This is a genomic window from Sulfurimonas sp. (assembly GCF_041583195.1).
GTDB lineage: Bacteria > Campylobacterota > Campylobacteria > Campylobacterales > Sulfurimonadaceae > Sulfurimonas.
This window is the reverse complement of sequence record NZ_JBFHGL010000018.1, coordinates 1-21,064: the sequence shown is the minus strand read 5'-3', so window position 1 is coordinate 21,064 and position 21,064 is coordinate 1. Positions and strand designations below refer to the sequence as shown.

The 21,064-nt window shown below is 31.5% G+C and carries 21 protein-coding genes; 11 read left to right on the top strand and 10 right to left on the bottom strand.

Features of this window, described 5'->3' with window-relative positions; all coding sequences use genetic code 11:
- Positions 1-15: 15 nt before the first annotated feature.
- The 11 genes from ABZA65_RS11965 (at position 16) to ABZA65_RS11915 (ending at position 10,744) form a co-directional block, all read left to right on the top strand.
- Positions 16-405, top strand: coding sequence for a hypothetical protein (locus tag ABZA65_RS11965; protein ID WP_373073959.1), 390 nt, complete (start codon positions 16-18; stop codon positions 403-405).
- A gap of 8 nt (positions 406-413) precedes the next feature.
- Positions 414-1,319 carry a hypothetical protein gene (locus ABZA65_RS11960; protein WP_373073957.1) on the top strand — a complete coding sequence of 302 codons (906 nt, stop codon included), beginning with the start codon at positions 414-416 and terminating at the stop codon, positions 1,317-1,319.
- A gap of 9 nt (positions 1,320-1,328) precedes the next feature.
- The gene (locus ABZA65_RS11955) at positions 1,329-2,354 is read left to right on the top strand and encodes a polysaccharide biosynthesis protein (protein ID WP_373073955.1); all 1,026 of its coding nucleotides are present in this window, start codon (positions 1,329-1,331) and stop codon (positions 2,352-2,354) included.
- Positions 2,355-3,458, top strand: coding sequence for an NAD-dependent epimerase/dehydratase family protein (locus tag ABZA65_RS11950; RefSeq protein ID WP_373073953.1), 1,104 nt, complete (start codon positions 2,355-2,357; stop codon positions 3,456-3,458).
- Between the two features lies 1 nt (position 3,459).
- Positions 3,460-4,590 carry a non-hydrolyzing UDP-N-acetylglucosamine 2-epimerase gene (gene wecB / locus ABZA65_RS11945; RefSeq protein ID WP_373073951.1) on the top strand — a complete coding sequence of 377 codons (1,131 nt, stop codon included), beginning with the start codon at positions 3,460-3,462 and terminating at the stop codon, positions 4,588-4,590.
- A gap of 4 nt (positions 4,591-4,594) precedes the next feature.
- Positions 4,595-5,788 carry a glycosyltransferase family 4 protein gene (locus tag ABZA65_RS11940; protein WP_373073949.1) on the top strand — a complete coding sequence of 398 codons (1,194 nt, stop codon included), beginning with the start codon at positions 4,595-4,597 and terminating at the stop codon, positions 5,786-5,788.
- 11 nt (positions 5,789-5,799) lie between these two features.
- Complete coding sequence (locus tag ABZA65_RS11935; RefSeq protein WP_373073947.1) at positions 5,800-6,684, top strand: sulfotransferase; 885 nt, start codon at positions 5,800-5,802, stop codon at positions 6,682-6,684.
- An 11-nt stretch (positions 6,685-6,695) separates the two neighbouring features.
- Complete coding sequence (locus tag ABZA65_RS11930) at positions 6,696-7,826, top strand: DegT/DnrJ/EryC1/StrS family aminotransferase (RefSeq protein WP_373073945.1); 1,131 nt, start codon at positions 6,696-6,698, stop codon at positions 7,824-7,826.
- Entirely contained in the window at positions 7,826-8,422 is a 597-nt protein-coding gene (locus ABZA65_RS11925) for a sugar transferase (RefSeq protein WP_373073943.1), read from the top strand. Before ABZA65_RS11930 ends, ABZA65_RS11925 begins: the two co-directional genes overlap by 1 nt.
- A gap of 326 nt (positions 8,423-8,748) precedes the next feature.
- The gene (locus ABZA65_RS11920) at positions 8,749-10,155 is read left to right on the top strand and encodes a polysaccharide biosynthesis protein (RefSeq protein WP_373073941.1); all 1,407 of its coding nucleotides are present in this window, start codon (positions 8,749-8,751) and stop codon (positions 10,153-10,155) included.
- Between the two features lie 10 nt (positions 10,156-10,165).
- Positions 10,166-10,744, top strand: a complete 579-nt coding sequence (locus ABZA65_RS11915; protein WP_373073939.1) for a Wzz/FepE/Etk N-terminal domain-containing protein — start codon at positions 10,166-10,168, stop codon at positions 10,742-10,744.
- Between the two features lie 23 nt (positions 10,745-10,767).
- Here the strand turns inward: ABZA65_RS11915 and ABZA65_RS11910 are convergent, their stop codons facing one another.
- The 10 genes from ABZA65_RS11910 to fabZ all read right to left on the bottom strand — a co-directional run bounded on the left by ABZA65_RS11910 (position 10,768) and on the right by fabZ (position 20,988).
- Complete coding sequence (locus tag ABZA65_RS11910) at positions 10,768-11,946, bottom strand: glutathionylspermidine synthase family protein (protein WP_373073937.1); 1,179 nt, start codon at positions 11,944-11,946, stop codon at positions 10,768-10,770.
- 2 nt (positions 11,947-11,948) lie between these two features.
- A complete protein-coding gene (locus ABZA65_RS11905; protein ID WP_373073935.1) occupies positions 11,949-12,509 on the bottom strand; it encodes a hypothetical protein in 561 nt (186 codons plus the stop codon).
- Positions 12,509-12,949: a hypothetical protein gene (locus ABZA65_RS11900; RefSeq protein ID WP_373073933.1), complete on the bottom strand. Its 441-nt coding sequence runs from the start codon at positions 12,947-12,949 to the stop codon at positions 12,509-12,511. Before ABZA65_RS11900 ends, ABZA65_RS11905 begins: the two co-directional genes overlap by 1 nt.
- Positions 12,946-13,410 (bottom strand): hypothetical protein, encoded by a 465-nt coding sequence (locus ABZA65_RS11895; protein WP_373073931.1) that lies wholly within the window; start codon positions 13,408-13,410, stop codon positions 12,946-12,948. Before ABZA65_RS11895 ends, ABZA65_RS11900 begins: the two co-directional genes overlap by 4 nt.
- Positions 13,371-16,625 carry a carbamoyl-phosphate synthase large subunit gene (carB, locus tag ABZA65_RS11890; RefSeq protein ID WP_373073929.1) on the bottom strand — a complete coding sequence of 1,085 codons (3,255 nt, stop codon included), beginning with the start codon at positions 16,623-16,625 and terminating at the stop codon, positions 13,371-13,373. The genes ABZA65_RS11895 and carB overlap by 40 nt, the downstream gene beginning before the upstream one ends.
- A gap of 83 nt (positions 16,626-16,708) precedes the next feature.
- Positions 16,709-17,470: a rod shape-determining protein MreC gene (gene mreC, locus ABZA65_RS11885; protein ID WP_373073927.1), complete on the bottom strand. Its 762-nt coding sequence runs from the start codon at positions 17,468-17,470 to the stop codon at positions 16,709-16,711.
- On the bottom strand, positions 17,463-18,500 hold the full coding sequence (locus ABZA65_RS11880) for a rod shape-determining protein (RefSeq protein ID WP_373073925.1): 1,038 nt from the start codon (positions 18,498-18,500) through the stop codon (positions 17,463-17,465). Before ABZA65_RS11880 ends, mreC begins: the two co-directional genes overlap by 8 nt.
- A gap of 9 nt (positions 18,501-18,509) precedes the next feature.
- On the bottom strand, positions 18,510-19,748 hold the full coding sequence (gene clpX / locus ABZA65_RS11875; protein ID WP_373073923.1) for an ATP-dependent Clp protease ATP-binding subunit ClpX: 1,239 nt from the start codon (positions 19,746-19,748) through the stop codon (positions 18,510-18,512).
- Positions 19,745-20,530 (bottom strand): acyl-ACP--UDP-N-acetylglucosamine O-acyltransferase, encoded by a 786-nt coding sequence (lpxA, locus tag ABZA65_RS11870; protein ID WP_373073921.1) that lies wholly within the window; start codon positions 20,528-20,530, stop codon positions 19,745-19,747. The genes clpX and lpxA overlap by 4 nt, the downstream gene beginning before the upstream one ends.
- Positions 20,531-20,541: 11 nt before the next feature.
- Positions 20,542-20,988: a 3-hydroxyacyl-ACP dehydratase FabZ gene (gene fabZ, locus ABZA65_RS11865; protein WP_373073919.1), complete on the bottom strand. Its 447-nt coding sequence runs from the start codon at positions 20,986-20,988 to the stop codon at positions 20,542-20,544.
- Between the last annotated feature and the right edge of the window lie 76 nt (positions 20,989-21,064).

The following is a 21,064-nucleotide window of genomic DNA, read 5'->3' as shown; positions in this document are numbered from 1 at the left end:
AGCTTCGGATTTACAATGAATGCTGCATTGGCATGGTTTATAACATTTAACTTTGTAAATATAGCATGGGTATTTTTTAGAGCTAAAGAGTGGGATGATGCTATTAAAGTTTTAAAAGCTATGTTTGGCATGAGTGGGATTAGTTTGCACCCAAAATTGGAAAATATATTGTCATTTCTAACTATTTATGGGTTTGATTTTAAAGGTTGGCCAAATATAGCAATAGAAATTAATATGATATTGTATTTAATAGGTGCATCTATTTTATTGATGATGAATAATTCAAATTATTTGTTAAAAAATCATAAATTTACTTTATATAATAGAGTGTTTTTTATATTAATTTTTACATATGCTATTCTTAATTTATCAAATATAAGTGAATTTATTTACTTTAATTTTTAGGAAAAGAAATGAAAAAATATATAGTTGTTAACTTGTTAATTGTAAGTTGTATATATATATCAATTATTATTGTCAATTATTTAATGGATCCTTTTAATAAGTTCAATACTGAATATAATAAACAAAAGTTTTCAGTTAATACTGATAGAAGAATTGCAAAATTGATAGATTTTCGTAAAAAAAATAGTAAAGTAATTATTTTAGGTGGAAGTCGTAGTGATTCTTTGAGCGAAAACTTTTTTTTAAAATATAATATAGATATATCAAATATGGCATATGGAGGGGGTAGTATATATGAAATTATAGATACTTTTAATTTTTTTCTTAAAAATAACAGTTTATATAGTACCGATAAAGTTATAGTAGGAATAACTTTAGATATTTTTAATGAGTCATACTTGAGAAATGAAGTAAAAAAAGTACTTCCATTGGTTGAGAGTAATTTCAGATATTTAACATCATTTTATATATTAAAAAAATCTGTGAAGAAAATTTTTTCATCTGATCATAGGACTAAAAAGAGTACTAAAAAATATGATGTTAGTAAAACTATTGATTATGCAGCCAAAAGAAGGTATTCATCTTATATATTTCCGGTTAAAGAGCTTGAAAGATTGAATCTGATGTCTGAATATTGCAAAAAAAACAATATAAATTTAGTTTTTTTTATTCCACCAAATTATATTGAATTCGATAAAAAAATAGATGAATACAACTTAAGGTTGAAATATGATAAAATGATGAATGAGTTAAGAAAATTGGGAACAATTTATGATTTTAATTCTAATGATGAAATTAAATATAATATAAATAATTATTCAGATGGTATTCATTTCAAATCAAATATAACTGAGCTAATAGTCAAAGATTTAGCTTTAGAAACTAATAGTAGTTGTAATATTATAGGAAAATAAGGGTAGGTAGTGTTTCAAAATAAAATTTTATTAATAACAGGTGGTACAGGTTCATTTGGAAATGCAGTTTTAAGGAGATTCTTAGATACTGATATAAAAGAGATTAGAATTTTTTCTAGAGATGAGAAAAAACAAGATGATATGAGGAAACAATACAACAATCCAAAGTTGAAATTTTATATCGGTGATGTTAGAGATGTAAACTCTATAGTTGATGCTATGAGAGGGGTAGATTATGTTTTCCATGCAGCTGCATTAAAACAAGTTCCATCATGTGAGTTTTATCCTATGCAGGCAGTGGAAACAAATGTAATTGGTACTGAGAATGTACTTAATGTATCTATTAATGCAAATGTAAAAAAGGTGATAGTCTTAAGCACAGACAAGGCAGTATACCCTATAAATGCTATGGGTGTTAGTAAGGCTATGATGGAAAGGGTTGCAGTAGCTAAGTCAAGAAATATAGATGATTCTCAAACTATGATAGCGTGTACTAGGTATGGTAATGTTATGGCTAGTAGAGGTTCTGTTATACCATTATTTTTAGATCAGATCAAAGAAGGGAAACCATTGACTATTACGGATCCTAATATGACTAGATTTATGATGAGTTTAGACGATGCTGTTGAACTTGTTCTTTTTGCTTTTGAAAATGGAAAAACCGGTGATATATTTGTACAAAAAGCACCTGCAGCAACAGTAGGACTTTTAGCAGATACTTTAAAAAATATGGTTGGTAAACCTGAACATAAAGTGAATGTTATAGGGACAAGGCATAGTGAAAAACTATATGAAACACTTTTAACAAGAGAAGAAATGGTTCATGCAGTTGACATGGACGAATACTATAGAATTCCGGCAGATACTAGAGATTTAAATTATGATAAATTTTTTAATGATGGGGAAGAAGTAATTACACAAGCTCACGAATATCATTCCCACAATACAACTCAATTGAGTGAAGAACAGTTAAAAGATATGCTTTTAAAACTTAGAGAGATTAAGCCACAGTTAAAAGCTTTTGGAATTGTGTAAATGAAAATTTTAATTACAGGAAGTAATGGTTTTATCGCTAAAAATTTAATAACTCATTTAGAAAGAGATGAGTCACATAAACTTTATCTATTCTCAAAAGAAGATTCAGAGACAATTTTAGATGCATATCTAAGAGAGGTTGATTTTGTATTTCATTTAGCTGGTGTAAATAGACCAAAAGATATAGAAGAATTCTATACAGGTAACAGTAATTTTACAAAAAAAATTACAGAAGTATTGAGAGAAGAGAAGAAAAATATTCCTATATTGATAACATCTTCAACTCAAACTTCACTTGAGAATGATTATGGAAAAAGTAAGTTAGAAGCAGAAAAAGTACTTCAACAGTATGCTCAAGATACAGGCGCAAATATATTTATATATAGGCTGCCAAATGTGTTCGGAAAGTGGTCAAAACCAAATTATAATAGTGTTATTTCTACATGGTGCTACAATATAGCAAATAATTTAGATATACAAGTTAATAACAGTATTACTGAACTAAATCTTGTTTATGTAGATGATGTTGTAAAATCTTTTATAGAAAAACTAAACTTTAAAAGTGAACAGGTATATTTTGACATAGATACAGTTTATATAAAAACACTAGGTCAAATACAGGAACTTCTTTATAGTTTTAAAGACAATAGAACAAATTTAGTTATTCCTAATGTTGCTTCTGGCTTTGAGAGAGCACTTTATGCTACATATCTTAGTTATTTATCTACAGATAATTTTTCATATACTTTACAAGGTCATGAAGATGAAAGAGGGACATTCTATGAGATCTTAAAAACTCTAGATAGTGGTCAATTTTCCTTATCAACTACAGCACCTGGTATAACTAGAGGAAATCATTATCATCATACAAAAAATGAGAAGTTTTTAGTAGTAAAGGGTGAAGCTTTACTGGAATACAGACACATTGTGACAGGTGAAAAAATTTCATACAATGTCAGTGATAAAAAAATGGAAGTTATAGAAATGATTCCCGGGTATACTCATAATATTAAAAATACCGGAACAGAAGAGATGATACTATTACTTTGGGCTAATGAAGCATTTGATAGAGACAATCCAGATACATATTTTTTAGAGGTTTAAAATGATAAAAAAATTAAAAGTTATGACAATAGTTGGTACAAGACCTGAAATAATTAGGTTGTCTGCAGTTATAAAGAAACTTGAAGAGTCTGATGCCATTGAGCATATTCTTGTACATACTGGACAGAACTATGACTATGAGCTCAATGAAGTTTTTTTTAATGATTTTAATTTACGAAAACCTGATTACTTTTTAAATGCTGCAGCAGGTGCTCCTAGTGAAACAATTGGTAAGATTTTCATAGCAATTGAACCTGTATTGGAAAAAGAAAACCCTGAGGCTGTACTTATACTAGGTGATACAAATAGTTGTCTTTGTGCAATACCTGCAAAAAAAAGAAAAATACCTATTTTTCATATGGAAGCTGGTAATAGATGTTTTGATCAGAGAGTTCCAGAAGAAACAAATAGAAAGATAGTTGACCATACGGCTGATATAAACCTTACATATAGTGATATTGCAAGAGAATATCTTTTAAGAGAGGGGTTACCCGCAGATAGAATTATTAAAACTGGTAGCCCAATGTTTGAAGTAGTGTCTAGCAAGATAGAAGATATTGACAGCTCCAATATATTAAATGAATTAGAACTAAAACAGAATGAATATTTTGTAGTATCCGCTCATAGAGAGGAAAATATAAGTTCAGATAAAAACTTTCTTGATTTAGTAAATACTTTAAATAGTATAGCTGAGATATATAAATTGCCTATCATAGTTTCAACTCACCCTCGTACTAGAAACAAAATAAATGAATTAAATGTAGAGTTTGACTCATTAGTTTCTTTAATGAAGCCACTAGGATTTAATGATTACGTGAAATTGCAAAAAGAGGCAAAAGCTGTACTTAGTGATAGTGGAACAATAAGTGAGGAATCATCAATATTGAAATTTCCTGCACTTAACATAAGAGAAGCTCACGAAAGACCTGAAGCAATGGAAGAAGCAAGCGTTATGATGGTTGGTCTAGGGAAAGAAAGAATTTTACAAGGCTTGGAGATATTAAAAACTCAAACAACAGATGATTTAAGACTTGTTAGTGACTATAGCATGCCAAATGTGTCAGATAAGGTACTAAGAATAATTCTATCATATACTGATTATGTAAATAAGACAGTTTGGAAAAAACAATAAACATATGAATGATAAAAAAAACATACTTTTAGTTCATAGGTTTTTTTACCCTGATTCCCCTCCTTATGCTGTTATTTTAGACGATATGAGGGAAATATTAAAAGCAGAAGGATATCATGTAGATGTTCTTTCTAGTCAGCCATCATATAAGAATGTAGACTTTAAAAAAAATGAAAAATTTATATCTATTCATGATGATGGTTCAAAAACATATAGATTACCAGTTTTTAAATTCAAAAATAAAAAAATAAGAAATTTATTTAACTTTATTTGGTTTCCCACTGTTGTATTCTTTTTTTTATTATTTAAGAGAAGATATGATGTAATGACTGTTGCTACAACACCACCTGTAGTATTAGCATTTGTTGTTGCTGTAATTGCAAAGATAAAAAAAGTTGCGCTTATATATCATTTTATGGATATACATCCAGAAATAGGAAATATATCTGGTGAATTCAAAAATAAATATATATATCATCTATTAAAAAGAATGGATCTTTTTTCATGTAAAGTAGCATCTAAGATAATAGTTTTATCAGAAGATATGAAAAATTCTTTATTAAATCGAAATAAACAATTAAGTGATAAAATCGAAATAATTAATAATTATGATGTAAACTCTAAGAAAATATTTGACAAGGATTATTTTCAAGATAAAACTAAAAAACGTATTGTATATACGGGTAATATAGGTAAGTTTCAGGGACTTGAAGTTTTTATAGAATCTTTAAAAGCTAAAAAAGAAATTGACAATTTTGAACTAGTATTTGTTGGAGAAGGTAATCGATTAGAAAAGTTAAAAAAACTATCAAGTAGTATAAGTAATATAAAATTTATTCCTCATGTATCAATTGAAAAAGCAAGAAAAATTATTTCTGAAGCTGATATGGGTATTGTCAGTTTAGAGAAAAAAATAATAAATTATGCTTATCCAAGTAAAGTAATGACCTATTTATCAGAAGGAACACCAATATTAGTAGTAGCTGATAATGGTAGTGAATTAGAAAGTTTTATAAATGAAAACAACCTTGGCATATTTGTGGAGTATAATGATAGTGAAAAAATTTATGATATTTATAAAAATATAACAAGTAATAATATAAACTTTGATAGAGAAAAAATAAAGAAAGTATTTAATAAAAATTTTTCTAAAAACATTTTTAAAAAAAAGTTAATTAGTATTTTTAAAGATATATAAAAAGGATTTTTTTGAAAGATAAATATAAATTAGTTTTTTTAATAGGTGCTGCTAGATCTGGTACAAAACTTGTAAGAACAATACTTGAGCAGTCTGAAAACATTTCAGTTATACCATATGATATGAATTATATTTGGAAATATGGAAATTATAATGTCCCACATGATGAATTAAATGATATAGAATTAAGTGAAAAAGAAAAAAAATTTATAAAAAACTATATTGACAAACAACAACAAAAGACCAAAAGCCCAATTATAGTAGAAAAAACTGTATCGAATTGTCTCAGAGTTGACTTCATAAAAAAAATATTTCCTGATGCAAAAATAATTCATTTATATAGAGATGGTAGAGATGTCGCATTAAGTGCTAAGGACAGATGGGAAGGAAATTTATTTGATAAAGAGCAACAATCAAAAAAAGATATTTTTAAAAAGCTCTTGGACTTACCATTATTAGCCGTAATGCCATACTTATTAAATTATATAAAAATAAATGTTAAACATATTTTTTCAACTAAATCTTCATCAGTTGAAAGTTGGGGCCCTATATATAATGGAATAGATATTGATAAAGATAAATATTCATTATTAGAACTATGTTCTTTACAGTGGAAAAAATCAGTAGAATCAACATTAAAATCACTTTCAAAGCTTAAAGAAGGTGAAGAATACATTAATATAAAATATGAAGACTTACTGTCATCTACTAATGATGAAGTTAAAAAATTAGTAGACTTTATCAATATTCAAGACTCTGAAAAATTATTTGATTACTGTGACAAAAATATAAGAAGTAAGAATATGAATAAATGGACTAATTTAGAAAAAACAGAGATTGATAAAATTGAATTGATTGAAAAAGATACTTTGACAAAATTAGGGTATAAAATTTAACAGGATAAAAAATGCAAATACCATTTCATAAAACACATACAACAGAAGAAGAAATAAACTCTATGATAGAAGCTATTAAGTCTGGTTGGCTTACTATGGGACCAAGAACAGTAGAATTTGAAAATAAATTTAAAGAGTATATAGGTTCAAATGAAGCTGTAAGTATGAATAGTGCCACTGCAGCCCTTCACTTGGCACTTAAAGCAATAGGACTAGGAAGAGGAGATGAAGTTATTATTCCTACAAATACATTTGTTGCAACGGCTGAGGTTGTAACTTATTTTGATGCTTATCCAGTTTTGTGTGATATTGAAGAAGATACTTATAATATTGATGTATCTAAAATAGAAAGTTTAATTACTAATAAAACTAGAGCTATTATTCCAGTTCACTTTTCTGGACAACCATGTGATATGGATGAGATATATGCTATAGCGCAAAAGTATAATTTAAAAGTTATAGAGGATGCAGCACATGCAATACCAAGCAGCTACAAAGGCACTAAAATAGGTAGTCTTAGTGGTACAGATATAACTTGTTTTAGTTTTTATGCTACAAAAACATTAAGTACAGGTGAAGGTGGTATGGCTACCACGAGCAATAGTACTTATGCCAAAAATATGAAGATCAATAGACTTCATGGAATCAGTCGTGATGCTTGGGATAGATATACTACTAAAGGTTCTTGGTATTATGAAGTAGTTGATAATGGATGTAAATATAACACTACGGATATAAATGCTTCACTTGGGCTTGTACAATTAAAAAAACAAAATATGTTAAGAGATAAAAGAGCTGAAATTGCTAAAAAATATAATAGAGCATTTGAAAACTGTATAAATATTAAAACACCTTTTATAAAAAATGATAGAGAAACATCTTGGCATTTATATGTAATTAATATAGAAAACAGGGATGAGGTGATAGAAAAACTTAAAGAAAATGGTGTTGGATGTAGTGTTCATTTTATACCTATTCATAAGCATCCATATTATAAAAATAAATATGAATTTAAGGATGAAGATTATCCTGTCGCAAATAAAGTATTTCAATGTTCTCTTTCACTACCAATATATCCTGATATGAATGATGAAGAAGTTGATTTTGTAATAGCTAAAGTAAAAAAAGTTGTTGGTGAATAATGTATAAAGTATTTGGTAAAAGATTATTTGATATTTTAGCTTCATCAGTAGGTTTTGTATTGCTTTTACCATTTATTGTAGTTGTAATTATATGGATAAAGTTAAGTTCTAAGGGACCTCTTTTTTATGTACAGAAAAGGGTAGGAAAAGATTTTAAAGAATTTAATTTGTATAAGTTTAGATCTATGGTAGTAGATGCAGATAAAGTTGGACCAAGTGTAACAAGTGGAGATGATCCAAGAATAACAAAAGTTGGAAAATTTATAAGAAGAACAAAAATTGATGAACTTCCCCAACTTATTAATGTAATAAAAGGTGATATGTCACTTGTTGGTCCTAGACCTGAAGTTATGAAATTTGTTAAAGAAAAAGAAGTAGAATATAAAAAGGTTTTGAGTGTTAAACCAGGTATTACGGATAATGCTGCTATTGAATATAGAGATGAAGAAATTATTATGGAACAATATAAAGATAAGGAAAAGGCATATATTGATATAGTACTACCTGAAAAAATAAATCTTTATAATAAGTATATTGATGATATTTCATTTATTAATGATCTGAAATTAATATTTAAAACATTGAAGGTAATCTAGTGAATTTTATAGATAAAAGAATATTAAACTATTTAGTAATTATAGGTTTAACTTTTATTACTTTTTGGTGGACTTTTTTTATTTTTCATATAGAATTTGATTATAAATTAGTACTGGTTATTTTAATATTCCGCATAATATCTTCTACTCTTGTTTTTAAAGATTATTCACTTTCCTGGTCAAAAGCTACTCAAAAAACTTTTATAATGAAAAGCATTGTATATATAGTTCCTTTTTTATTTTATGCTCCATATTTTCATGGAGAAATAAGGTTTGCATTTTTAGCCAGTGAGCTATTTTTATATCTTTTTATAATAAATTTTATTATGTATTTATATTATTATTATATAAATAGAAGCAAAATACAAAAAACTAAAAATGTTGTAATTTACGGTGCAGGTAAAGCAGGTATAAAGCTTGAAGAAGAATTTAGAAACTCTGAATATAAAATAAAGTATTTCATTGATGATGATGAGATTATTCAAGGTAGAAGTATTGATGCTATACGCATATTATCACCTAATGAGTTTAAAGAAAAGATGTGTGATAAAAAATTTGATTTACTTGTAATAGCAATACCAAGTGCCTCTAGTGAAGAAATTAAAACGGCTTATGATAACTTGTATTCTTATTTTAAAGAGATTCAAATTCTTCCATCAATAGAAAAAATTTTAAAAGATAAAAATTTTAAAACACAGTTAAAAGATATTTCAGTAGAAGATCTTTTAGCAAGACATCCAAAAGATTTAGATAAAGAAAAAATATCTTCTTTTATAAAAAATAAAACAGTTCTTGTAACAGGTGCCGGTGGTAGTATAGGTAGTGAAATATGTAGACAATGCCAGATCTTTGGAGCTAAAAAACTGATATTAGTTGATCATAGTGAGTATAATCTTTATACTATAGAACAAGAACTTGATAGTATTGATGTAATTCCTGTCATGCAGTCCGTTGTAGATAAAAATTCACTTGATAAAACTTTCGAGACTTATAGACCTGACATTGTTATACATGCAGCAGCATATAAGCATGTACCACTAGTTGAACATAATATACAAGAAGGTATAGTAAATAATATTATAGGAACAAAAAATACTATAGATTGTTCTATTAAACATCATGTGAAAAAATTTGTTTTGATTTCTACAGATAAAGCTGTACGTCCTACTAATGTTATGGGTACAACTAAACGTATATGTGAACTTTATGCTCAAAATTCTAATGGAAATGGAACTGATATAGTAGCAGTTCGTTTTGGTAATGTGCTAGGCTCAAGTGGAAGTGTTATACCAAAGTTTAAAAAACAGATTGAAGATGGTAAAAATATAACAGTAACTCATCCAGATATTACACGATATTTTATGTTAATTCCAGAAGCTTGTGAGCTTGTACTTCAAGCAGCTAGTTTAGGCCAAGGTGGAGAGATATTTATACTTGATATGGGTAAACCTATTAAAATAGTTGATCTTGCTAGTAAAATGATAGAACTTAGTGGACGAAATGATATTAATATAGAGTTTACTGGTCTTCGTCCTGGAGAAAAACTTTATGAAGAGTTGCTTATAGATGATAGTGATTGTAAGACCGATTATGATTCTATTACTGTCGCAAAACCTACATTTTATGATATAGATAAGTTAAATGAAGATATAATGTGTCTTTTAAATTCAGAAGATAAATTATCAAAATTAAAAAAAATAGTACCAGAATTTAATCACAACAAAAATATGTAGTAGGAATATAATGCAAGAAAAACAATTTATACAAAAAGATGATAATGAGTTAAAAGAACTATTTAAAACAATTCTAAAATATAAAAAAGTTATTGTTATTTTTACTTTAGTGTTTACGTTAGCAAGTGTTTTATATGTTGTTTTTAAACCATATAAGCCTATATATAAAGGTAAGTTATTAGTTGAAATAGGTGAAGTATTTAATGCTGATAATGATGCAGAATTAATTGATAAATCTAAAAATTTAGAAGAAGTTATAAACGCTAAGCTAAATAAACATAAAATATATGCAAGCACTCCAAAAAGAACAACAAGTTTAATAGAGTTAATTTCCCAAGACCAAGATAAAGAAAAAATTAAAAGTACTTTAGAAAAAGCATATCAATTTATAATTAATAGACACAGTGAAAAAACTAAAGTATATGAAAAATATACACCTACAAAAAAAGTAGGCGATATTGTAATTGGCAATAAACCAGTAAATAAACCAAAGAAAAAACTTATTGTAATTTTAGCTTTTATAACAGGTTTTATTTTATCAATCTTTTTAGTTATCTTTATAGAGTTTGTAAGAAGTTTTAAAGAGTAAGAAAAAGTAGGGTAGATTTAAATCTATTCTATAACATGCCCCACAAACTTAGACATATTATCTAAAATTTCTCCGCCTTTACGGAAGCTTAGTCCACAAGCTTCATATGCAAAAAATACTCCAGCTTGATATTTTTTGCCACTTTCATCTTTAGGAAATTCTATATACTCTTGATAAGTTTTTTTATAGTTATCATATGGACCATCTATTTGAACTTCAACATTTCCATTAGCATCTACGATCTTAGTATTTGCACCTTCACGTCCAAACATAGTTTTTTCAACATATTTTATACCCTCAAGAGGTTGATCTGAAGTACGAAGTAGGTAAGGTGAATCAGGAAACAGATCATATAAAATTTTTAACATACCTTTTGATTGAAAAAGTAAAGTATATGCAGGGTTTAGTATGATTGCTTTCTGATTTTGCATAATAGTATTTAGTGTAGTCGCAAGTTCTGGTTCATCATGAGCTATATCCTCCCAAGGATATAGTTTAAACCAGTATTCATACTCGACACCTTCTGCATCATATATACCGTTTTCATCAAAAGTTACATTGTGTAAAAATTCATATCCTGTATTAAAACCTGCATCTGTAGCTATCTGTTGAAGAAGTCTTGTTGTAGCTTCCTCTTCATCGTTACCTTCAACAGAAGAAAAAAGTATTTTCCAATCATCATAGTGTTCTTCAAACGTATTTGTATCATCAAACAAAGTAATCAGACGTTTAAAGTTATTTTGTATAGCCTCGTAAACATTGTTAAACTGTTTATTTTCATCCATATTATTTTGTTTTAAAAGTGCCCACTGAAGTAGGGCAGTCTCAAAAAGTGCAGTTGGAGTGTCTGCATTAAACTCTATTAGTTTAATTGGCTCTCCATCTATACCTCCGCTTAAATCAAAGCGACCATATATATGCCAGTGTACATCGTTCTCCCATGACTTTTTAATCATATCAACTAGATTAAAAGGAATTCCAAGTTCAAAAAATAGATCATGCTCTATTACATACTCCGCAGCTTCTACATACATATCATATATAGTATTTACTGCCTCGTAATATGCTTCAGCTTCGTCTTGAGTGATAACTACAAGTTCATTGTTAACATATTTGCTACCGTCACTGTCAGTATGCCATGTAAAGCCTAACTCTTCAAGAGTAGAGTCATTTAGTGGGTTTAATTTTTGTAGTTTAATCATTTTTACCCGCTATAACTCTTAGAACCGTATGTTGAGCTACCAGATGATCCAAAAAAACTCTTTTTAGTAGAACTTTTAGAAGCAGATTTTGCAGCCGCTGAACGAGAATATGCACTTTTATTTACATTCGCTGAACGGTTTGCAAAGTTTTTGTTATTCATCAGTGCGTTACCGATCATATTTCCTAAAAGACTTCCCGCAGCTACAGCTAAAATAGTCCCAGCTAGACCCATTCCTGCATCGCCACTTCCGCTTTGGATTGTTTCACTTGTTCCGTCTTGAACTTTTGCGTATTCCTGTGCAGCAAGTTCTTTCATCTCAGCTTCACTCATAAAACGCTCAGTTATGTTGCCATTAGCATCACGCTCACGAATAATAGCACGTGATTCACTCTGTGTTGGCATCTCTTCAACAACTTGATATTTTCCATTTGCTTGTTGTTCTATAACTAAAAATTTATTTTGAGCTTCTTGTTGTTGTGTACATCCACTAAGTATACTCATCATAGCTACTCCTGCACTTCCAAGTGCAATTCCACTAGCTATTGAAGATATATGCTTCATTATTTCAAATCCTTTTTTTTTAGTAAAATTATTTTTTGAAGTTCATAATCATAAAACGTTATTTCATCTCTTCCATCATAATAAACGTCACCGTAAAAACTAAAACGTTTATCATTGTATGTGACACCTTTTTTCATAAACATCATCTCTCCAAGAGAGTTGCCGATTGGCTCAAAAAGAGGAAGTATAGCCAAAATAGTTAAACTAATAACTGTTATAACTGTAAGCTTTTTATTGGCAATATATATAACGATAAAACCAAAAATACCTGAAAATAAAAAATAAAATGCGAAGTTTTGATGATCTGCAAAGAGCACGTTATAGTAAACTTTAATCTCATAAGGATCTATATAATGAAGTTGAATTCCTAGAAAAAGAAAAAAATCAACTATGAATGTCATCAGCATACCAACCAGAAGTGCCATTAAAGCTTTAGTCATCTTAGAGCCTTTATCTTAGTGTTGTTTATTTTTATCAGTCTAGATGATGCAAGTTCATTTAAACCATTTTGATCTTCTACAATTATATCAGTTTTGTCTTCACAAAATTCTCTACAAAAACTTTTACCAATTTCATTGGCACTGGTTGAGTAGTGCCACTCTAAATCTCGTAAAAGCTGAGAGTTCTTGTATGTTTTGTCTACTCTAAAAGCTTTATTTTTAACTATAAATGTAGTTTTGTTAGCACGTCTGACTAAATTCTTTTTACTTTTAGGTATTCTACTTTGAATAGATCTGAATGAGTTATATATTTTTATAAAAGGTTTTGCGTTTGGACGCTCTTTTATCTCTGAGAGCCTGTTGTGGTTTTGTGAAATAAAGCCGACTGTAGTGTCGGCTTGAGTTAAAATAACTTTGTTCTTTATACTAGAAAGTCTTGTATTGCTTTTGCATCTGACCATGAATCATCTTTCATCTCATCAAGTGCAAGGATTAATGCACGTGCAGCACTTAGTGTAGTAAAGTAAGGTATAGAGCGTTTAAGTACCTCTTGGCGAATTACAACTGCATCTTTTTTAGCCGTGTTATTATCAGAAGTGTTAATAGCCATAGCGATCTCATCATTTTTCATACTGTCTTCAATATTAGGGCGACCCTCTGAGATTTTTAGAATAACTTCACACTCTACATTGTTTTGCTCAAGTACTTTTTGAGTACCCTTAGTAGCTACAAGTTTAAATCCGTGACGTACAAGTCCTTGTGCAATCTCAACAGCCTTATCTTTATCAGTATCTACGAAACTTAAGAAACATGTACCGCCTGTTGGGATCTTGTTACCTGCACTTAGCTGAGCTTTTGCAAAGCTGATTCCAAAGTTTTTACTAACACCCATAACTTCACCAGTTGACTTCATCTCAGGACTTAATGATAAATCAGCTCCTATTAATTTATGGAAAGGGAATACCGCTTCTTTAACAGATACATGACCTTTTAGTTCAGGCTTCAGTACACCGTTATCCTCTTTTACAATGTTATATTTATCGTAATAATTAAGTGCATCTCTTAAAGACTCTTCCATCATAACACGTGTAGCAACTTTAGCTAATGGCATACCTGTAGCTTTAGATACAAATGGAACTGTACGGCTAGCTCTTGGATTAACCTCGATCAGATAGATTTCACCCTCATAAATAGCATACTGAACATTCATAAGTCCGCGAACACCAAGACCAAGTGCTATAGTTTTTGTTTGTGCTTCAACTTTAGCGATCATCTCATCACTTAAATTCATTGGAGGAAGTGAACATGCCGAATCACCTGAGTGAATTCCCGCTTCTTCAATATGTTGCATTACTGAACCGATATATACATCAGTGCCATCAGATATACAGTCAACATCAAGCTCAATTGCCTGATCCAAGAACTTGTCAATTAAAACAGGAGCTTCATTTGAAACAGAAATTGCCAGTTCCATATATTCGTTTAACTCATCTTCTGAGTAAACTATTTTCATACCGCGTCCACCAAGAACGAAAGACGGACGAACAAGAACAGGATAACCTATTTTTTCAGCAATTGCAGGAGCTTGTTCTTTTGCACTAGCCAGTCCATTTGCAGGTTGTTTAAGACCATGCTTGTTTACAAAGTCAGAGAATTGCTCTCTATCTTCAGCCAAGTCAATTACTGCAGAAGGTGTACCAGAGATCTTAGCACCAATCTTAGTAAGAGAGTCTGCCAGTTTAAGAGGAGTCTGTCCACCAAAGTGAACGATGATACCATCCGGATTTTCTTGCTCAATAACTTCACGAACATGTTCAAAGTCAATTGGTTCAAAGTATAGTACGTCTGAAGTATCGTAGTCAGTTGAAACTGTTTCAGGGTTACAGTTGTACATAATAGTTTCAATGTCCATCTCTTTTAGAGCAAAGGCAGCATGAACACAACAGTAATCAAACTCGATACCTTGTCCAATTCTATTTGGTCCACCACCGATGATAAGAACTTTCTTTTTATCAGATGCTCTTTTAGAAGCCGGAAGTTTTGTAATATTTGTAGTTGAATAAAGGTACGGAGTAAGTGCTTCAAACTCTGCTGCACAAGTATCAACTTCGTTATACTCCATTACAATGTCAAGAGCTTTTCTAGCTTTGTTTATATCTTCTTCACTACATGCAGTGTTTGAGTTTTGTGCTACAAGCTGAGCTAGACGTTTGTCACTAAATCCATCAGCTTTTAAAATACGCATAGCATTTGCATCAGTTAAAATGTCTTTAGTTACATTCTTCTCAGCTTCAATGATCTCTTCTAACTGGTATAAAAACCATGGATCAATTGCACAAGTGTCAAACATCTCTTCAATGCTCATACCGCGACGGAAACCTTCAGCTACATAAAGCGCGCGATCTGCATTTGGACGGCGGATCTCATGTTTTAGAGTTTCTTCGTCTACATCAAGTGGATCAAAACCGCATAGTCCAGTCTCAAGTGAACAAAGCGCTTTTTGAATAGATTCTTTAAATGTACGTCCAATAGCCATAACTTCACCAACTGATTTCATTGAAGTACCTAATGTGCTTATTGCTTCAGGGAATTTCTCAAATGTAAAACGCGGGATTTTTGTTACAACATAATCTATTACCGGCTCAAATGCGGCAGGTGTTCCTGTAATGTCATTTGTAATCTCATCCAGTGTAAATCCAACAGCTAATAGAGTTGCAACTTTTGCGATTGGATAACCAGTAGCTTTAGAAGCTAACGCTGATGAACGTGATACACGAGGATTCATCTCAATAACTATCATACGACCATCTTTAGGGTTGATTGAAAACTGAACGTTACTTCCTCCAGTATCAACACCGATTTCACGTAAAATTGCAAAAGATGCATCACGCATTCTTTGGTACTCTTTATCTGTTAGAGTAAGTGCTGGTGCTACAGTGATAGAATCTCCTGTATGAACACCCATAGGATCAAAGTTCTCAATTGAACATACTATGATACAGTTATCGGCATGGTCACGAATAACTTCCATCTCGTATTCTTTCCAACCAAGCATAGATTCCATGATCTCGATCTCATTTACAGGTGAAGCTTCTATACCAGCAGCTGCTAACTGTTCAAATTCTTCCATATTGTATGCAACACCACTACCGCCGCCGGCAAGTGTAAATGATGCACGTGAAATTACAGGGAAACCAATCTCTTTAGCTACTTCTATTGCTTCTTCAACACTATATGCATTAGCACTTTTTGGAAGATCCATACCAATCTTAACCATAGCTTCGTTAAATGCTGAACGATCTTCACCTTTGTGGATAGCTTCAGGCTTTGCTCCTAAGAACTCAACACCTTCTAACATCCCTTTTTCATACATAGAAGTTGCGACATTTAGTGCAGTTTGTCCACCCATTGTAGGAAGGATTGCATCTACATTTTCCTCTTTGATGATTTTTGCTATAACATCTTCTTTGATAGGCTCAATGTAAGTTCTGTCTGCAAACTCAGGATCAGTCATAATAGTAGCTGGGTTTGAGTTGATTAATACTACACGGTATCCTAACTCTTTTAGAGTTTTAACTGCTTGAGTTCCAGAATAGTCAAACTCACAAGCTTGACCAATAACAATAGGACCGGAACCAATAAGTAAAATAGTATTTATGTCGGTGCGTTTTGGCATCTTTTACCTTTGAAGAAATCTATAATAAATTATGCGATTATAGCCAAAGAGCACTTAAAAAATGATGAGATGATTTTTTATAATTACCTAACAGATTTGATAAGATGAAAATAACTTGGTTCATTGGAATTATAAAATGGCTTTACAACTGCACTTTGGTAGCCTTGACTCTTACTAATTGAGAGTACTGTTCCAACTTTTAAACCTTTGAAAAATATATTATCAAGTCCAGATGTTATAACAAGGTCATCTTTGTTTATTTTAAACCATGATGGAATATATTCAACAACTATATTTTCATCATCATTCCCATGTGCAACACCGGGAGCTTTTTTTTCACCTACATATACGGCATAGGTACATTTTATATCTTTATTTAATATAGCAAGAGGTTTCTCACCTTGAGCTACAACTATTCCGGCTATAAGCTCTTTATATGTAAGCCCATAAACTTTAGATGAGTTAAAATCATCCATATCTATCCAAAGTCTATTTAGATCACCAAACCTTTGATATGATATAGTACGTACAAGTTCTACTTTAGGATTTGATTTTAAATCTGTTTTATTTACTTCATATAGATCATTTACTTCTGAAGCCAGTTGCTGCATAACCAAGTGGTTATTTTCAAACTTTTCTAGTTTTTCTTCAAGTTCTTCTATATGTTCTGCTTGAAAAAAGTGTTTGTTAATATTTTTTGAAGCATGTTCAACACTGTTGTGGTATGTTGATTTTATTGAATTTAATGCCGATATAAATGGTTCTTGGATTATGTTTGTATAGTACATAGCACCCACAAAGAGTGCTACAAATATTAAAAAAAAGCCAAGTAGCTCTTTATTCATTCTCAAAAAGCTCTTGTAGTAGGTCTATCTCTTCTAGTGCACGCCCAGTTCCGCGCGCAACTGCTAACAGTGGCTCGTCTGCAACAAATACAGGGATTTTAACGATGTCAGATAAGAATTTATCAAGCTGACGAATAAGTGCACCACCACCTGTTAAAATAATACCGTGATTTACGATATCTCCTGCTAAATCAGGTGGCATTTGCTCTAGTACGTCACGAAGTGCTTCACCGATCTCGCGTAAAGGTTCACGCATAGCTTCACGTGCATCTTCACTAGTTAACTCAACGCTGCTTAGTAATCCTTCAACTTGGTCACGACCGTTAGTAACCATAGCAAGCTCAGTCTCTAAAGGTACAGCAGTTCCAATATTGATTTTTATATCTTCAGCTACACGCTCACCAATTAAAAGGTTGTATTTTTTACGGATATAGTTAACAATAGCCTGATCGATTTTATCACCTGCTACACGGATAGATTTTGATAAAACAAGACCACCTAAAGAAACAACACCGATCTCAGTAGTACCACCACCGATATCAACAACCAAGTTTCCTTGAGGGTTACGGATCTCAACACCGGCACCAATTGCTGCCGCCATAGGCTCTTCGATCAAGAATACTTCACGTGCACCTGCACTTAGAGCAGACTCACGAACAGCTTTACGCTCAACCTGAGTAAGACCATAAGGTACACAGATAATGATACGAGGAGAGATTAAAGAACTTCTTCCGTGAGCTTTTTCAATAAACTTACGGATCATCTTCTCAGTCATGTCAAAGTCTGCAATAACTCCATCACGCATAGGACGAATAGCTCTGATATTTCCAGGTGTTTTACCAACCATCTCTTTTGCTTCATGACCAACTGCAAGTACACGCTGTTGACCGTACTTTTCAGTCTTTACCGCCACAACTGATGGCTCATTAATAATAATTCCGCGTCCCTTAGCAATTACAATTGTATTTGCAGTACCAAGATCTATTGATAAATCGTTTGAAAAAAGTCCTACTAGCTTGTTAAATACCATATCTATCCCTTATGCTGTTTTTTGTTGCTTTTTTATATATACTGGTTGTGCACCATCTTCAATAACCTCTTTGGTTATTAAAACCTCATATCCATTATATTCCGGTAACTCATACATTATATCTATCATATTCTCTTCCATTATTGCGCGAAGACCACGTGCACCAGTTTTGCGTTTGATAGATTTTGCCGCAATTGCTCTTAAAGCATCCTCTTCGAAGTTTAACTCAACATTGTCAATTGAGAAAAGCTTTTTGTATTGTTTTACTAAAGAATTCTTCGGTTCTGTTAAGATTCGTACCATATCGTCTTCACTAATCTCGTTTAGTGAAGCAATAATAGGTAAACGTCCAACAAGTTCTGGAATAACTCCATAAGCTACAAGATCATCAGGTTCAACCATTTCATATGTAGTCTCTTGTTCAGTTTTAGATTTTTTCTCTTGACCAAAACCAAGTACATTCTTACCTTGCTTTTTCTTTAGTATGTCATTTAGTCCATCAAAAGCACCGCCACAGATAAAAAGAATATTTGTAGTGTTTATAGTTGTAAACTCTTGATTTGGATGTTTTCTTCCACCTTTTGGTGGTATGTTAACATCTGCACCCTCGATGATTTTAAGTAAAGCTTGTTGAACACCTTCACCACTAACGTCACGAGTGATAGAACGGTTTTCGCTCATACGTGAGATCTTGTCTACTTCATCTATGAAAACTATACCTTTTTCAGCTTTTTCAACATCCCCATCAGCTGCCTGTATAAGTTTAGTTAAGATATTTTCAACATCTTCACCGACATATCCGGCTTCAGTTAAACTTGTTGCATCTGCTATAGCGATAGGCACGTTTAAAACTCTCGCAATTGTCTGAGCCATAAGAGTTTTACCGCTACCTGTCGGTCCAATCAGAAGTACGTTTGATTTTGCTATTTCAGTTTCATCATCTTCAACTTCATGAGTTTTGAAAATACGTTTATAGTGGTTGTATACAGCTACACTTATCAGCTTACGTGCACGCTCTTGACCAATCACGTAATCACCTAAAAAGTTATCAAGCTCTTTTGGTGTCATAAGTTTAGTAACTGCATCTACAAGCTCTTTTGATTCATTTGAATAGTTTGCTTCATCTCCAAACATAACTTTATAAGCTGAAATAACACAGTTTTTACAAATGTGAACACCGTTACCTGAGATTATAGGATTTTGTTCGTCCTCACTTGCTCCACAGAAGCTACATTGTCTATCAATCATTTTATTTTTCTCTCATAAGGGATTCCCCTTTTTGTCTCAATTGCAAAGTTACATATGTTTTTAACAAAATCATTTTGCGTAGAATCTAATAACTCCTGAGCTACATCTTTCAAAGGTTTTCCGCTCTCGAAAAGTTCACGGTAAGCTGATTTTAACTCATTTATATCGTCTCTCTCTATATGGCGTCTAAGACCTGTTAGGTTAAGACCGCGTAGAGTTGCACGGTTACCCTCAGCCATACAATAAGGCGGTACGTCTTGGCTTAATGCACTTGCACCTCCAACCATAGCAAAATCTCCAATATGTACAAACTGATGAACAGGTGTCATACCACCAATTACTACACCGTTTCCAAGTTCAACATGTCCAGCTAGTGTTGCCGCATTTGCTAATATACAGTTGTCACCTATAATAACATCATGACCAAGGTGAACATAACCCATAAATAAGTTGTTGTTCCCTATAACAGTTTTTCTTCCACCACCCTCAGTACCAGGGTTAAAAAGTGTAAATTCACGTATAGTGTTGTTGTCACCTATAATAAGTTCAACATCCTCACCGTGAAACTTTAGATCCTGTGGAATTGAACCTATTACTGCATGAGAAAATATTCTGTTGTTTTTACCGATCGTAGTTTTTCCGTAGATACAAGCACCTTGAGCTATAGTAGTGCCATCACCGATTGTAGATTCATTAGAGACAAAACAAAACGGACCTATCTCTACATTTTCTCCAATTTTAGCACCATCTTCAATAACCGCTTGAGGCGATATTTTACTCATATTTAAAACCTTTATTTATCTACAATCATAGCTTTTAGATCAGCTTCTGAAACAAGCTTATCGTCAACAAAAGCTTCACCTCTTAACATCCAAATAGCACCTTTGTGTTTAATAATAGAGATACGATACTCTAGTTTATCACCAGGTGTAACTGGATTTCTAAATTTTGCATTGTCAATACTCATAAAATAAACTACTTTTCTAGCAGCTTCCTCTTCAGTCATATCCATACTCTCAAACGCTAAGATTCCACCTGCTTGAGCCATACCTTCTAAGATCATAACACCTGGATAAATTGGGTGACCCGGGAAGTGACCTTGGAAAACAGGTTCAGAGATACTAACGTTTTTATAACCTACTAAGTTTTCGTTAACATTTAGCTCAGTGATTCTATCTACAAGTAAAAAAGGGAAACGATGAGGGATTATTTTTTGAATTTGAGTTACATCCATAACCATAAAATATAGCCTTATATAATAATTTTGGATATTTTATCTAAAAAAAGTTTACAATCAGCATAAAATCAATTTCTCT